This is a genomic window from Pseudomonas sp. MN1F, from assembly GCF_009391885.1.
Taxonomy (GTDB): Bacteria; Pseudomonadota; Gammaproteobacteria; order Pseudomonadales; family Pseudomonadaceae; genus Aquipseudomonas.
Window position 1 is genome coordinate 20,389 of the sequence record NZ_VZII01000021.1, and the last position, 14,254, is coordinate 34,642.

The following is a 14,254-nucleotide window of genomic DNA, read 5'->3' on the forward strand; positions in this document are numbered from 1 at the left end:
TTCACCAGCAGAGGTGACAAATCTGTCGCCAGGGGCCGCGATGCGGCCCCGTTTTACCCAGCACGGATTCTCGACATTTCCCCCGCATAGGGCTCAAGCCGCAAAGGGCAGGGGGCTTGAGCCCAGCGAGGGTCAGATCAAGCCTTCGGCTTGCAGGGTTTTCTGCACGGCAGGGCGGCTGGCCACGCGTTTCTGGAACGCCGCCACGGTCGGCCAGGGTGATAGGTCAATGCCCAGCATTGGCGCCCAGTTCACGATGGTAAACAGGTAGGCATCGGCCACGCTGAAGTGCTGGCCGGTCAGGAAGTCCTTGCCCTGCAATGCCTTGTCCACGAAGCCCAGGCGTTTGCCGAAGGTATCGATGGTCTTGCTCTTGGCCTCTGGGCTGTAGTAATCCGCGCCGCTGGCAGTCGTGTGGTGCTTGAGGTCGACTTTTTCGGCGGTGTAGGTCAGGCCCAACTCGTTGAGTACGATATGCGGCGAGAGTGAGCAGGCACCTGGCGAGTAAAAGAGCTTCATTTTCGTCTCCCATTTGCGTGGGTCAGCCGTGCGAAGGCTGGCGAGGTGAGGCACTGTGCAGCGCTCTGGTTATGACACCAAAGCGGGAATTCACGCAAGACGCCAAGGGAGCTTCGTCGACGCGAGCCCCTGTTTTTCAGCACACTCGAAGAATAATCGTTGCTTTTGGACAAGCCTCGATTAATGTAGAGGAAAGTACATTTTTCGTTGAGTATTCTACATGACCTTGTGGTCGCTATTGATCCTTGGGTTGCCGACGGCCAACGCCACCGAGCGAATGCGTGCCTGGAGGACGCTTAAAGCCTCGGGTGCAGCTGTCCTGCGGGATGGCGTATACCTGCTGCCGGAAAGACGCGCGGGCCGAGAAACCTTCGAAGCTGTGGAGCGAGATGTGCTGGCCATCAACGGCACCGCGTTTCTGTTATCGCTGTCTGAACGTGAAGAGCGCTTCAGCGGGCTGTTCGACAGAAGCGATGAGTACGCCAGGCTGATGGACGAAATTGCACATAACCGGGCTGATTTGACGCCGGACAATGCGCTTCAGATAGCACGGCAGGCACGCAAGCTCAGAAAGGCTTTCGGCCAGTTGGCGGCGATCGATTTCTTCCCAGGCCTGATCAAGGCTCAAGCCGACTCGGCACTGCAAGAGCTTGAGACCGCTATTAGCCGGGCACTGTCCACCGATGAGCCGCGTGCGCACGATGAAGCTATTACTCGACTGGCGCGCACCGACTACCAGGGGCGACGGTGGGCAACCCGAAAACGTCCCTGGGTGGATCGGTTGGCCTGTGCCTGGCTGATCCGTCGCTTCATCGATGCCGACGCCCAATTCATTTGGTTGGACAGCCCCAGCGACTGCCCGAGCGATGCACTGGGCTTCGATTTTGATGGGGCCCGGTTCAGCCACGTTGGCCAGCGGGTTTCCTTGGAGACCCTCATCGACAGCTTTGCCGTGCAGCAGCCAGGCCTGGCACGCCTGGCTGGCATCATTCACTACCTGGATGTGGGGGGTAACCAACCTTCCGAAGCTCCAGGTATCGAGCGTGTCCTCGCCGGCTTGAGAGAGAGCATTGGCGATGACGATCAACTGACCATGGTCGCCGCGGGCATCTTCGATGGCCTGCTGACGGCTTTTGCAAGTGAGGAAGCCCAAAATGGTTGATACCACCTCCGTAGTGAGTGAGCAGCCGCCATCACAAGCGACTCGGCAGCCGATAGGCTTGTATGAAGCCTTCCTGTTCTGGCTCAAGTTAGGCTTCATCAGCTTTGGCGGGCCCGCCGGGCAGATCTCGATCATGCACCAGGAGCTGGTCGAGCGCCGGCGCTGGATCAGCGAGAAGCGTTTCCTGCACGCGCTGAACTACTGCATGTTGTTGCCCGGCCCCGAGGCTCAGCAGCTCGCCACGTATATCGGCTGGCTCATGCACCGCAGCTGGGGCGGGGTGATTGCCGGCGCATTGTTCGTGCTGCCTTCGCTGTTCATCCTGATCGCGTTGTCCTGGGTCTATGTCGCCTTTGGCGAGGTACCGGTCGTCGCCGGGATCTTCTATGGCATCAAGCCGGCGGTCACGGCCATTGTCGTCCACGCCGCCCACCGGATTGGTTCACGCGCCCTGAAGAATGGCTGGCTGTGGGCCATGGCCGGAGCCTCGTTCGTGGCCATCTTCGCCCTTAATGTGCCGTTCCCACTGATCGTGCTGATGGCCGCCCTCATCGGCTATGTGGGGGGTCGCTTGGCGCCAGGCAAGTTTGTGGTCGGCGGCGGTCATGGGGCCGTGAAGGACAGCTTTGGCCCGGCGCTGATCGATGACGACACCCCACCCCCTGAGCATGCCCGTTTCAGCTGGGGGCATCTGCTACGCCTGCTGCTGATCGGTGCAGGGCTGTGGGTACTGCCCATGGGGTTGCTGACGCTGTCGTTCGGCTGGGGCGGCACCCTGACGCAGATGGGCTGGTTCTTCACCAAGGCCGCACTGATGACCTTTGGCGGTGCCTACGCGGTGCTGCCCTATGTCTACCAGGGGGCTGTCGGGCACTACGGCTGGCTCTCACCCACCCAGATGATTGATGGCCTTGCGTTAGGGGAAACCACGCCAGGCCCGCTGATCATGGTGGTTGCCTTCGTCGGCTTCATCGGTGGCTACGTCCATCCGATGTTCGGTGCCGAGCACCCGTTCCTGGCCGGCGCAGTCGCGGCAAGCCTCGTCACGTGGTTCACCTTCCTGCCGTCGTTCATCTTCATCCTTGCCGGAGGCCCGGTGGTGGAGTCGACTCACAACGAGATGAAATTCACCGCCCCGCTAACAGGCATCACCGCCGCTGTGGTGGGGGTGATCCTCAACCTCGCCCTGTTCTTCGGCTACCACGTGCTTTGGCCAACGGGTTTCAGTGGGGCGTTTGACTGGCCTTCTGCAGTGATCGCGGTTAGCGCTGCGATTGCGCTGTTCCGCTTCAAGCGAGGGGTGATTCAGGTGCTGTTCGCCTGCGCACTGGCAGGCCTGGCCGTTCACCTGTTGCGTGCATGAAACCAGAGCAAACCAGCGACGGCCCAACCCGGGCCGTCGCTGGTCGGTCTATCTATTTGGGCATCAGCACAGTATCAATGACGTGGATCACGCCGTTGGACTGCATTACATCGACGATGGTAACCGCAGCCTTGCCGCCCTTGGCGTCCATCAACCAGAGTTTGCTGCCGTGCATCATCACGGTGAGCGGCTCCCCCTGGACGGTGGTCAGCGTGGTTTTGCCACCCTGCATCTTGACCTCGTCCATGAGTTGCTTCGCCGTATGAGTACCGGCTACGACGTGATAGGTCAGGATCTTCGTGAGGTCGGCCTTATGTTCAGGTTTCACCAAGGTGTCCACCGTACCTGCCGGGAGCTTGGCAAAGGCTTCGTTGGTGGGCGCGAAGACGGTGAACGGGCCTTTGCCGTTGAGGGTATCCACCAGGCCGGCGGCTTTGACAGCTGCCACCAGTGTCGTGTGGTCCTTGGAGTTGGCCGCGTTTTCAACGATGGTCTTGTCCGGGTACATCGGTGCGCCGCCCACCATTGGCAGGTTTGCGGAAAAACCATTGGATGCCACAAGGCACAGGGCGACCAGGCAGGTTTTTGCGAGGCGTTGAGCAAAGCTAGGCATGATGCGTCTCCTCGATTCTTCGACCCTTCGAATGAAGGTGAGGAATATACGGAGCAGCCCAGGAAACGGATGCATCACAGCGACGATATTTTTCCTTGAGCAATGACGGGCCCGGTGGGCAAGCCCGTAGGTGAGCCGTTTTCAGGCTCTAGCGACACGGCTAGCACTGCACCATCGCCGAGTGATGCCGCCAGCTCCGGTGGAATGGCCAGGTCTGCGGCCGCATTCGCCGGGAGCAGGCCCAGCGAGTGAGGTTTGCCATCCTTGCCAATTAGCCAGGCTTGGGCGCTGAGGTCCTTCCAGTTCGAGGCACGCGTGGGCACAAATAGCACGGCGCGGTCGCCAGGGTGGACCGTTGCGGTAAACAGGACATCACCGTCACTTTGCTCAAGGCGGGCCAGTAGGGTTGTCGCTACCCTGTGCTCGGGCATGCCAAGGGTGAAGACAGCGATGATCAGGCCGGCAGCCAGGGCCGCAGTGGTCCAGCGCCAAAAACCGACAGTTTGCCACCCGCTACGACGGGGTTGCTTCATTGACGGCTCATTCGAGAACAGTTGCGCCTCGATCCGCTGCCAGGTGCGGTCAGGCGGACTGACCTCAGGTACCTGACTCAACCAGCCCTCGAACTGACGCTGCCACGCAGCCACTGCGGCTTGCACGGCGGGGTCGCGCGCGGCCAGCGCCTCCACCTCTTCGCAGGCTTCGCGGCCAAGCACTCCCAGCACGTATTCGGCGATCAATAGATCGCGATCATCATCCGGGGGAAGTTCGTGTTCGTTCATAAGCCAAGGCACACACGCAGTCTGAGGAGCCCACGGCGAATCCAGCTTTTCACTGTCCCTAGGGGGACGCTGTGACGCTCAGCCAGTTCAGCGTAGGAATAGCCTTCGAAAAATGCCACTCGAATGTATCGCTGCTGGTCTTCCTCAAGTGTCGCGAGGCAGCGCTCCAGGGCACTGCCTTGGTGATCTCGCTCGACGCTGTCCACTACCGAATCCAGCGTGGGCCACTGCGTGAGGGTTTCGAGGGGTTCGTGGATGTGCCGGGAACGGCGTCTGTCGATTGCCTTGTGTCGAGCAATCGAAGCCATCCAGGTGCCAGCACTGGATAGCGCCGGATCGAAGCTGGAGGCCTTGAGCCAAATACTGGTGTAGATCTCCTGAAGGACTTCTTCTGCCTCTGCGCGGTTGTTCAGGTAGTACAGGCAGATACCGAACAATTTAGCCGAGGTGGTGCGGTACAGTGCCTCGAATGCCAGACGGTTGCCTGTGCCACAGGCCAGCAGCAGCACGTTCTGCGCCGCAGCTTGCGACTGCTCGGCATGATGACCTGTGATGTCAGCGCTTATGGCCAATGTGCAGTCTCCTGAAGGCGCTAAACAACCTTAGCCCGGATTTTCAATCGCTGGCGACCCAGGCTGCCGGTTTCAGCCGATCTGCACACCGTTACGGCCTGCGTCCTTGGCCCGGTACAGCGCCCGGTCGGCGCGCGCGAGCAGGGCCTGTTCGCTCTCCAGTTCACTACCCGTCGTGCAGGCGATGCCGATGCTCACGGTCACTCGGGAGAAAGGGCTGAGCGGGTGGGTGATGGGCTCCTTGCTCAGGCTATCGAGCATTGCCTGGGCGACAATGGCCGCGCCGGCGCTGTCGGTGCCGGGCAGGATCGCGGCCAGCTCCTCGCCGCCATAACGGGCCAGCAGATCGGGGGGGCGACGGATGCAGGCCGATAGCCGCTTGGCCACCAGGTGCAGGCAGGCGTCACCGGCCGGGTGGCCATAGGTGTCGTTGTAGCGTTTGAAGTGGTCGATATCGATCATCAGCAAGCTCAGGGCGCCGCCGTTGCGCCGGGCCCTTCCAGCCTCCCGGGCCAGGGCCTGGTCGAAACTGCGGCGGTTGGCCAGCCCGGTCAGTGCATCGTGCATCGCCAGGCGTTCGAGCTGCTGGTTGCTGTCGAGCAGCTGTTGCTGGGCCACCCGCAGGTCACCCTCGGCCAGGCTGCGCCGGCGCATGGCGCGGATCAGCAGCCAGCCGATGGTGCCGGTCAGGCCCAGCAGTGCGCAAACCACCAGCAACGACAGCTGCGCCTCGAGCTGCCAGGCGGCCAGTGCTTCACCCTTGCCCAGGGCGACGGTGGTCACCAACGGCAGGTGGTCGCTCTTGCGAAACGCATACAGGCGCTCGACGCCGTCCAGGCTGGAGGTGAACGAGGCGGTGCCGACCGACTTGTCGACCAGGTACTTGGTGTAGATCGGCGACTGGGAAAAGTTGCGCCCCATGTCCTGCTCGCGAAACGGGTAGCGCACCAGCATTGAGCCGTCGGTGTAGGACAGCCCGATGGCGCCATCCCGGCCGACGTCAATCTGACCGAACAGGTGCAGGAAGTTCTCGACCCCCAGCGTCACCGCCACCACGCCGGCGAATTCGCCCTTGGCATCGTTGAAGCGACGACTGATGGTAATCACCCATTCCTGGTTGGAGCGGCTGCGGATGGGCAGGCCAATGAACGACTCACGCGAAGGGTCGTCGCGGTGATGGATGAAGTAGGCCCGGTCGCTGCTGTTGGCACCGGCCGGGATCGGGCGATTGGAGGACATCAGCCAGCGCCCGTCCCGGGCGTAGATGGTAATGCCGCTCAACTGTGGCATCAGCGGCTGTTGCCGGCTGATCAGCTGGCTCAGCCGTTCGATCTGTGCCGGCCCGCTGCCTTCGTTTTCCAGGCGTTCCACCAGGCCGAGCAGGATCATCGAACTTTGCCGCACGATGCCTTCGGAATAGGTGGAAAGCGCCTGGGTGAGGTTCAGGCCATGGGTGTTGATGTCTTCCAGCGCACGTTCGCGAGAAGCCATGACCTTCCATAGCGTCAACGAAGCGAGTGAGCAACCAATGACTGATAGCAAAAGGACAACGAGATGAATGTCACGCTTCACGTTAGTACCTGAGAAGTCCGGATTTCGACGCTGGCGATCATTGGCTGAAGGCCATGGCACTTAGCCATTCCTGGCATTAGAGCTAGAATACCGTGGAGTCGAATCGAACCGCAGCAGATACATCACTTACTTGAGCATATTGACGGGCATTTGTTGTCTCTGAATGGCTGCTCAGCGACCGATCAGCTCCGCCAGCAGCCGTTGCTTGTAACCATGCAGCAAAGCGCTGTCGCGTTCGCGCGGGTGCGGCAGGTCGACGCGCAGGTCTTCGCGGATACTCCCGGGGTGCGCATCCATCACGATCACCCGGTCGCCCAGGTAAAGCGCTTCTTCGATGTCGTGGGTCACCATGATCACGGTGCAGCCCTCCTGTAGCCAGATGCGTTGCAATTCCTGTTGCAACCGTACCCGGGTCAACGCGTCGAGCGCGCCCAGTGGCTCGTCGAGCAGCAGCACCTTGGGCTTGTTCACCAATGCCCGGGCAATGGCTGCCCGTTGCGCCATACCGCCCGAGAGCTGGTGCGGGTAAGCGCTTTCGAAGCCGCTCAGGCCTACCAGCTCGATGTGTTCGGCCACCAGCCGGTCTTTCAGCGTGGCCGCCATGGCGTGATTCTTCAGGGCCAGGGCAATGTTCTGCTGCAGGGTCATCCAGGGAAACAGGCGATGGTCCTGGAACACGATGCCGCGCTCCAGGCCCGGCCCGCGCACGGGCCGGCCATCGAGCAGAATCTGCCCTTGATAGTCTTGATCGAGGCCGACGACCAGCCGCAGCAGTGTCGATTTACCGCAACCACTGGCGCCGAGAATGCTGACGAATTCGCCGGGGCGAATATCCAGGTCGATGTTTTCCAGTACGGATACCGGCTTGCCCTTGAGCGGGTACTGCTTGCTCAAGCCTTGGATGGACAGTGCGCCAGCGATGGCGCTGGGGTGAAACGGATGGGCGACGGCGTTCATGGTCGGGGCTCTTGAGGGTTCAGGCATCAGTGGTTCGGGCGCCAGCGCAGCAGGCGGCGGGCGAGGCGGCTGCAGAGCCAGGACATCAGGTAACCGCACAAGCCGATGCACAGCACGCAAACCACGATGATCTCCATGCGTGCCGCCGCCTCGGCATTCATCATCAAGCTGCCCAGGCCGGCGCCGGAGGACAGGAACAACTCGCTGCCCACCGAGGTTACCCAGGCGAATGCCAGGGCCTGCAGAACCCCGGTGGCAATGCCGGGCAGGGCTGCCGGCAGCAGTATCAGGCGCAATTGCTGCCCGTGGCTGAGCATCAGCACGCGCGCGGCTTCGCGGTGCTGGCCTTCGACCTGGCGCAAGCTTTCGCAGCTGTTGAGCGCCACCGGATAGGTGGCCGCCAGGCTGACGATCAGCAGCTTGGCGCCCTCGCCGTTACCCAGCCACAGGGCGATGAGCGGGATCCAGCCCAGCATCGGCACTTGGCGCAGGGCGTGGAACAGTGGGGCGATCAGCCGGTTGGCCGGCGCCGAAAGGGCCATCAGGGCGCCCAGGGCGAGGCCGGTGACGATACCGATGGCCAGCCCCGTACAGGTGCGCAGCAGGCTGGCCCACAGGTTGACCAGCAGTTCGCCGCTGCCCAACAGTTCGCTCAATGCCGAACCGACCTCGGCCAGCGGCACGAAGGCATAGGCCCCTGCCGCGCCCTGACGCGAGGCGTATTCCCAGGCACCGAGCAGCAACAATGGCAACACCACACCCCGCAGATTCTTCAGGTTCATCAGCAATCCTCAACGGCTCTGCCAGGCGGTAAAGCGCCTTTCGACGCAGCGCAGGCCATGATCCAGGGTGAATCCGATTACCCCGGTAAGCACCACGCCGACCATCACCACGTCGATGCGCAACATCTGCCGGCCCATTTCGATCATTTGCCCCAGTCCGCTGTCGGCGGCCAGCAGCTCGCACGCCACCAGCACCACCCAGGCGCGCGTCAGGGCAACGCGGATGCCGGTGACAATGGCCGGCAGGGCCGCCGGCAGGGCAATGCGGCCCACCCGTGCAGGCCAGCTCAGGCGGTACACGGCGGCAACTTCGAAGTGGCTACGGGCAATGGCGCGTATGCCTTCGCATGTGGCCAGTGCCACCGGGAAGAACGCCGTCTTGGCGACGATCGCCACCTTGAAGGCTTCGTCGACGCCCAACAGCAGGACGAACATCGGGATCAGGGCAATGCTGGGTATCTGCCGCAGGCAGTGGAACAACGGCGCGCAGTAGGCTTCCACGGTCTTCGACAAGGCCAGTGCGGTGCCGAATGCCAAGCCGCCCAGCGCACCGAAGACGAAACCCAGGGCCAGCCGTGACAGGCTGCCGGCCAGGTGCTCTTGCAGCTCGCCGCTGGCCAGCAGTTCGCTGAAGCTTAGCCACACCTCGTGTGGGGGGACCAGGAGGTTAACCGGGAACAGGCCAGCGTTGGCCAGCAAGCTCCAGAGGGCGAGCAGGGCCAGGGGCGATATCAGCCAGGTAAGAGGGGAGAGCAAGCGCATGGCAGGCCTTGGAGGAAGCGGACGATGTCAGTCACTTCGCAAGAGCTGTGCCAAGCCTCGCGGCGCCTGAAAACAGGCACAGCGCGAGCGATGCTGCTGCTGGCGCAACAAGGGGGTGCTGCTGGTGCAGCAGTCTTTCAGCAATGCGCTGACGGCAGCAGGCAGCAGCGCGCAGCGGCCCAACGGGTAGCTGCGCGCGCCCTCAGGTCAGAAGTCGTAGCTCACGCTGGTGTAGTAGAACGCCCCCTGCGCGCCCTCGGGGCTGGTAATGGAGTACTTCGGCACGCCATACAACTGCGCGCCCTCAAGCTTGTCCGGGTGGCTGTCGAACAGGTTGATCGCGCCTGCCGACAGGGTGAGCCCAAGGTCGAAGTGGTACGAGACATCCAGGTCGGTCACCCACTGCGCACCGAAGGTCTGGTCCAGCGCCGGGTTGGCGGCGTTGCGGTTCTGCCATTGGCCATAGCGCCGCTGCGCCACGGTCACGCTCCAGCCGTCATACAGCCAGTTGGCGCTCAGGGTCAGCTTGTCCTTGGGCGTGCCATCCTCGATCAGGCCCTGGGTGTTGCGCCCGATGATCTGGTTGCCGGGGATGCTGCCGACATCGTCCAGCCCGGTGATGCGCGTGTTGTTGCGCGCATAGCCGCCGTTGAAGTCCAGGCGCCCCCAGCGGGCCAGGTCAAGCTGGTAGTGGCCGGCCAGTTCGAAACCGTCGGTGCGCGTGTCGACGATGTTGGTGTAGAAAGCGGCACTCTGGATATTGGCGTACGGGGTACCGGCGAAGATCGGCCTGACCACTGAAGACGGCAACTGGTCGGACAGGGTGATGCGGTTGTCGATGTCGATGCGGTAGGCATCGAGGGTCAGCGAGGCATTGGGCAGCGGCTGCCAGACCAGGCCCACGGAGAAGTTCGTCGACTCCTCGGGCTTCAGCGCCTTGCCCCCCAGCAGCGCCGCCTCCGGGCTGTCGGCGCGCAGGGTGCGCTGCTGCACTTCAACCCAGTTGCCACTGCCTGGCGGCTGCTCCACCACCTGCACGCTGAACGACGACAGCCCGCTCTGTACCAGCGAAGGCGCCCGATAGCCAGTGCTGGCACTGGCCCGCGCGGCGATCTGCGGGGTGAAATCGTAGCGCAGCGACAGCTTGCCGTTGGTGGTGTCGCCAAAGTCGGAATAGTGTTCGCTGCGCACCGCCACGCCGGCCTGGAATTTCTCGGTGAGCTGCGCTTCGACGTCGAAGTAGGCGCCGATCACGCGGCGGTCGAGTGACACCGCATCGACCTGGGTAATGCCCGAGTAGTAGCCTGGAATGCGCCGGCCAGTGATCGGGTCGACGGTGTTGAACAGTGGCCCGTTGGACCAACCCGCGGCATCGCCAGCTGTCAGGTCGTAGTTCTCCTGGCGCCAGGCAAGCCCTGCCGAAACGGTCAGCGGTTTGAACAGCCAATCGTTTGCGAAGTCGCGGGTCCAGTCGAGGGTCAGGTTGGTCTGGTCGGCCTCGCGGCGGCCGGTGTAGATGGTCGATGGGCTGGCGTTGCCCCAGCTGGGGTTGATGGCGTCGCGGTCGGTGGAGTCGACCCGGTTGTTGCCGTAGTTCAGCGCCAGGTCGAAGTGGCCCAGGGTTTCGTTGTCCAGGCGCAGGCCGCCGGTGACGGCATAGTCTTCCAGGCCGTAGCGGGTGACTGGCAGGCGGCCGTCGGGGTAGCGCGCCAAGGCCACGCTCCCGTAATTGTTGCGCAGGGTCGTGGGCGGGTCGAAGAAGTTCTCGGCGTCGGTATTCTTGTGCGCATAGGTGGCAAAGCCGTAGGCGCTCAGGCCCTCGCTCAGGCCCATCTCGGCATTGGCGGTGAAGTTGTACTGGTCGGAGACATTGCCCGAGCCCCAGCGCCAGTTGCGGTAGCGGTTGTTTTGCTCGCGCGGTGTATTGATGCTGGTGGAACCGGGGTAGAACACGCGGTTGTCGTCGCGGGTGTCGCTGGCCGGGTCCTGGCTGCCGGCGTCGAACGCCAAGGTCAGGAAGCCGTCGTTGGGCAGGGCGAAGCCTTTCCATCCGCTGAGCTTGCGTTGCAGGCCATCGCCCTTTTTGTAACCGCCGAAACGGTAACCGGCATTACCGCCGTCATCGCGTTCCTTGAGGACGATGTTGATCACCCCGGCGATGGCGTCCGAGCCGTACTGGGCGGCCGCGCCATCGCGCAGGATCTCTACCCGTTCGATGGCCGAAAGCGGGATCAGGCTGAGGTCCACCGCTGCGGCGCCGCGGGCGTTGACCAGGCCCTGGCGGGTGACGTTGGCGCTGGTGTGCCGGCGTTTGCCGTTGACCAGCACCAGTACCTGGTCGGTGGCCAGGCCACGCAGCGAAGCGCCCTGGGCAATGGAGCCGGCGAAGGCCCCTTGCGGTGATTGCGGGAAGCTGAACGAGGGCGACAGTGCGGTGAGGGCGCCAGACAGGTCGCTGGCGCCGGTTTCCTGCAGCTTTTCGCCACTGAACACGTCCACGGGGGCGGCGCTTTGCAGGGCAGTGACGTCGCTGCGATGGGTGCCGACCACGACCACGGTGTCGAGGTAGTCGTTGGCTTCGGCGGCGAAGGCGGGCACGGCAAGGCTGCCGATGGCCAGGGCGATGGCGCCGGCCAAGGGGTGGTGGTGGGGCATGCTGGGTTTCCTTGAGTAGGCATCGTTGCCGGGGGCTGCGCGGCAGCCCCACGGGCACATCAGAAGCGGCTGGTGACGCTCAGGCCGACCGTGCGCGGGTCGCCGTAGGTGATCACGTATTGCCCGGCACTGCCGTTGGGCCGGCCATGCACCTGGTAGCGGCGGTCGGTGACGTTGTTGACGAAACCGGTCACGCTGAGCTTTTCATCCGGGCTGAACCAGGTCAGGCGGGTGTTGGCCAGGGTGTAGTGCGGTTGGCTGAGGGTCTTGTCGGCGCTGCTCTGGCGGTCGGCGAGGAAGTATTCCTTGTCGCGGAAGCTCACGTCGCCACCTGCTACCAGCTTGCCGCCCACCTCCAGTGGGATGGTGTAGTCGGCGCCCAGCGACACCACGTTGCGCGGCGAGCGCACGAAGCTGTTGCCGCTGTAGTCGCCGGTCACCGCGCCGGTGTTGGGGTTGGTGTTCTTGAAGTCGGTGTATTCGGTATCGAGGAATGACACCGCCGCCTGCAGGTGCAGGCGCTCGGTCGGTTGGCCTTCGATTTCCAGCTCGGCACCCTTGACCTTGCCCTTCGCGCCGTTGGTCAGTGCGGTGGTCAGCACACCGTTATTGACCGTCAGCAGGTTCACCTGGATGTCGGAGTAGTCGTAGTAGAAGAGGTTGGCGTTGACCGTCAGGCGGCGGTCGAACCACTCCGACTTGAGGCCCAGCTCGTAGGCATCCAGTTCTTCCGGGTCGACCGTGGTCAGTTGCGCCAGGCTGGTCGACAGGCCGGTGTTGAAGCCGCCGGAGCGGAAGCCGTGGGCGTAGCGGAAGAACACCCGCAGGTTGTCGTTGATGCGGTACTCAGGCGTCAGGTCGTAGGTCCAGGCTTGCCAGGTCTTGTCTTCCTGGCGGTTGCCGTTGGTGCCCACGCCAGCCAGCGGGATCAGCGGGCCGTTGGCGGTGGCGCGGGTCAACTGGGTGAGGTCCAGGTCGATGTCCTTCTTCTCCTGGGTCCAGCGCAGGCCGCCAGTGACGCTGAAGGCATCGGTGAAGTCGTAGGTCAGGTTGCCGAACAGCGCATAGCTGTCGGTGCGGTGGTCATAGCCCAGGTCGCGGAACGCGGTGGTGCCGACCTGGTTGGAGCCAGTGCCGTTGGGCGTCGGGCCCGGGGTGACGATACGCTGCGCCGAGCTGTCGAGGTCTTCGTGGAAATAGTGGGCGCCCGCCAGCCAGTGCAGCGGGCGGTCCTCGGGCGAGGCCAGGCGCAGCTCCTGCGACCACTGGCGGTAGCTGTTGTCGGTGATCGCCGCGCCATTGACCTCGTAGGGGGTGTAGTCGGCATCCGTGGTGGAACGGTTGCGGATGTAGTCGTAGGCGCTGATCGAAGTCAGCGTGTAGTCGCCCAGGTACCAGTTGAAGGTCAGCGATGCCCCGTCGTGGTCCAGGCGGTAGTCTTCGTCGACGTTGACCGAGATGTCACGGCCATTGGGGCGTTGGTAACCGACGTTGTAATAACGGCCCACCGGCAACGATCCGTTGCTGCCGTCGCCTTTGAACTGGCGGCTGTGCAGCTTCAACAGGGCGTCGAGGTCGGGGTTGAGCTGGGCCAGAAACTGCAGGCGGATAGCCTTCTTGTTGACGTCGCCGTAGGTGTGGCCGTCGAAGTCGTTGTTCTGGAAACCGTCGCGCTCCTCGGAATACAGCGCCACCCGGCCGGCCAGCTTTTCATCGACCAGCGCACCACCAACGGCGCCGGTGAGGATGCGCTCGTTCTTGCTGCCGAAGCCAACGGTGCCGTAACCGTCGGTGTCGAACGTCGGCTTCTTCGAGATCACATTGACCGCGCCGGCGGTGGTGTTCTTGCCGTACAGCGTGCCCTGCGGCCCGCGCAGGATTTCGATGCGCTCCAGGTCGAACAGCGGCCCGCCACCGGCGATCGGGGCATTGAGGTAGACGTCGTCAGCGTAGATGCCCACCGGGTACACCGTCGCCGCACCGGTATCGCCGGTGCCCAGGCCGCGGATGTACCAGCGCGGGCGGCCGTCGCCATCGGGGTTCTTGGCCGAGGCGTTGGGCACGAAGGTGGTGATGTCGCCCATCGCGCGTACGCCGTCGGCGGCGAGGCTGGTGCCTTTGATGGCGGATACCGCGACCGGCACTTCCTGGAGGGTTTGCTCACGGTGCTGGGCAGTGACGGTGACGGTTTCCAGGGCCGTTTCGTTCTTGTTGTCTTCGCTGGCGGCGATGGCCTGGCTGCCGGTGCCTGCCAGCAACAGCGCGAGGCTGATCTGGCGGGCCAGTGGGTGGCGTTGGTGCATGGTGGTTCTCCCCGTATGTAAAGCGTTGTTGGGGAGAGCTAGAGCAGGGACTGTGCCATGTTTATAAGCTGTTGATTTGTAATGATTTATTGGTATTTTTCGGCGGCTGCTGCAGGCGGGGCAGCAGTGGGGTGCTTGGTGGCTGCTGCTGGGGCAGCAGGTGCTGGTCAGGCAGCAGCATCGGTTGCAAAAGGTTGGGGGCGCAAAGCCCC

General features: G+C 63.3%; 12 protein-coding genes. 2 read left to right on the forward strand and 10 right to left on the reverse strand.

Translation table 11 applies throughout. From position 1 onward, the window contains the following. Nucleotides 1–132: 132 nt before the first annotated feature. On the reverse strand, nucleotides 133–519 hold the full coding sequence (locus tag F6X59_RS12175) for a glutathione binding-like protein (protein WP_152956462.1): 387 nt from the start codon (nucleotides 517–519) through the stop codon (nucleotides 133–135). Between the two features lie 220 nt (nucleotides 520–739). Between F6X59_RS12175 and F6X59_RS12180 the strand changes: the two genes are divergently transcribed. Continuing rightward, nucleotides 740–1,681 (forward strand): chromate resistance protein ChrB domain-containing protein, encoded by a 942-nt coding sequence (locus tag F6X59_RS12180; protein WP_152956463.1) that lies wholly within the window; start codon nucleotides 740–742, stop codon nucleotides 1,679–1,681. Continuing rightward, nucleotides 1,674–3,044: a chromate efflux transporter gene (gene chrA / locus F6X59_RS12185; protein ID WP_152956464.1), complete on the forward strand. Its 1,371-nt coding sequence runs from the start codon at nucleotides 1,674–1,676 to the stop codon at nucleotides 3,042–3,044. Before F6X59_RS12180 ends, chrA begins: the two co-directional genes overlap by 8 nt. Before the next feature lie 52 nt (nucleotides 3,045–3,096). Here the strand turns inward: chrA and F6X59_RS12190 are convergent, their stop codons facing one another. The 9 genes from F6X59_RS12190 to F6X59_RS12230 all read right to left on the reverse strand — a co-directional run bounded on the left by F6X59_RS12190 (nucleotide 3,097) and on the right by F6X59_RS12230 (nucleotide 14,042). Continuing rightward, nucleotides 3,097–3,570, reverse strand: coding sequence for a fasciclin domain-containing protein (locus F6X59_RS12190; RefSeq protein WP_256669267.1), 474 nt, complete (start codon nucleotides 3,568–3,570; stop codon nucleotides 3,097–3,099). Between the two features lie 161 nt (nucleotides 3,571–3,731). Further along, on the reverse strand, nucleotides 3,732–4,439 hold the full coding sequence (locus F6X59_RS12195) for an anti-sigma factor domain-containing protein (protein ID WP_152956466.1): 708 nt from the start codon (nucleotides 4,437–4,439) through the stop codon (nucleotides 3,732–3,734). Further along, the gene (locus F6X59_RS12200) at nucleotides 4,436–5,011 is read right to left on the reverse strand and encodes a sigma-70 family RNA polymerase sigma factor (protein ID WP_152956467.1); all 576 of its coding nucleotides are present in this window, start codon (nucleotides 5,009–5,011) and stop codon (nucleotides 4,436–4,438) included. The genes F6X59_RS12195 and F6X59_RS12200 overlap by 4 nt, the downstream gene beginning before the upstream one ends. Before the next feature lie 72 nt (nucleotides 5,012–5,083). Then, a complete protein-coding gene (locus F6X59_RS12205; RefSeq protein ID WP_372240370.1) occupies nucleotides 5,084–6,583 on the reverse strand; it encodes a diguanylate cyclase in 1,500 nt (499 codons plus the stop codon). A 171-nt stretch (nucleotides 6,584–6,754) separates the two neighbouring features. After that, a complete protein-coding gene (locus tag F6X59_RS12210) occupies nucleotides 6,755–7,540 on the reverse strand; it encodes an ABC transporter ATP-binding protein (RefSeq protein ID WP_152956468.1) in 786 nt (261 codons plus the stop codon). A 26-nt stretch (nucleotides 7,541–7,566) separates the two neighbouring features. Then, complete coding sequence (locus F6X59_RS12215) at nucleotides 7,567–8,322, reverse strand: ABC transporter permease (RefSeq protein ID WP_152956469.1); 756 nt, start codon at nucleotides 8,320–8,322, stop codon at nucleotides 7,567–7,569. 9 nt (nucleotides 8,323–8,331) lie between these two features. Then, nucleotides 8,332–9,084 carry an ABC transporter permease gene (locus F6X59_RS12220; protein WP_152956470.1) on the reverse strand — a complete coding sequence of 251 codons (753 nt, stop codon included), beginning with the start codon at nucleotides 9,082–9,084 and terminating at the stop codon, nucleotides 8,332–8,334. A gap of 207 nt (nucleotides 9,085–9,291) precedes the next feature. Continuing rightward, a complete protein-coding gene (locus F6X59_RS12225; protein ID WP_152956471.1) occupies nucleotides 9,292–11,739 on the reverse strand; it encodes a TonB-dependent siderophore receptor in 2,448 nt (815 codons plus the stop codon). 59 nt (nucleotides 11,740–11,798) lie between these two features. After that, complete coding sequence (locus F6X59_RS12230; RefSeq protein ID WP_152956472.1) at nucleotides 11,799–14,042, reverse strand: TonB-dependent receptor; 2,244 nt, start codon at nucleotides 14,040–14,042, stop codon at nucleotides 11,799–11,801. Nucleotides 14,043–14,254: the final 212 nt, after the last annotated feature.

What these genes read in the sequence shown, in the direction of transcription:
- F6X59_RS12215 (WP_152956469.1), bottom strand. Translation starts at nt 8,322, where the DNA reads ATGAACCTGAAGAATCTGCGGGGTGTGGTGTTGCCATTGTTGCTGCTC.
- F6X59_RS12210 (WP_152956468.1), bottom strand. Translation starts at nt 7,540, where the DNA reads ATGAACGCCGTCGCCCATCCGTTTCACCCCAGCGCCATCGCTGGCGCA.
- F6X59_RS12230 (WP_152956472.1), bottom strand. Translation starts at nt 14,042, where the DNA reads ATGCACCAACGCCACCCACTGGCCCGCCAGATCAGCCTCGCGCTGTTG.
- F6X59_RS12190 (WP_256669267.1), bottom strand. Translation starts at nt 3,570, where the DNA reads ATGGTGGGCGGCGCACCGATGTACCCGGACAAGACCATCGTTGAAAAC.
- F6X59_RS12180 (WP_152956463.1), top strand. Translation starts at nt 740, where the DNA reads ATGACCTTGTGGTCGCTATTGATCCTTGGGTTGCCGACGGCCAACGCC.
- F6X59_RS12195 (WP_152956466.1), bottom strand. Translation starts at nt 4,439, where the DNA reads ATGAACGAACACGAACTTCCCCCGGATGATGATCGCGATCTATTGATC.
- F6X59_RS12175 (WP_152956462.1), bottom strand. Translation starts at nt 519, where the DNA reads ATGAAGCTCTTTTACTCGCCAGGTGCCTGCTCACTCTCGCCGCATATC.
- F6X59_RS12225 (WP_152956471.1), bottom strand. Translation starts at nt 11,739, where the DNA reads ATGCCCCACCACCACCCCTTGGCCGGCGCCATCGCCCTGGCCATCGGC.
- F6X59_RS12220 (WP_152956470.1), bottom strand. Translation starts at nt 9,084, where the DNA reads ATGCGCTTGCTCTCCCCTCTTACCTGGCTGATATCGCCCCTGGCCCTG.
- chrA (WP_152956464.1), top strand. Translation starts at nt 1,674, where the DNA reads ATGGTTGATACCACCTCCGTAGTGAGTGAGCAGCCGCCATCACAAGCG.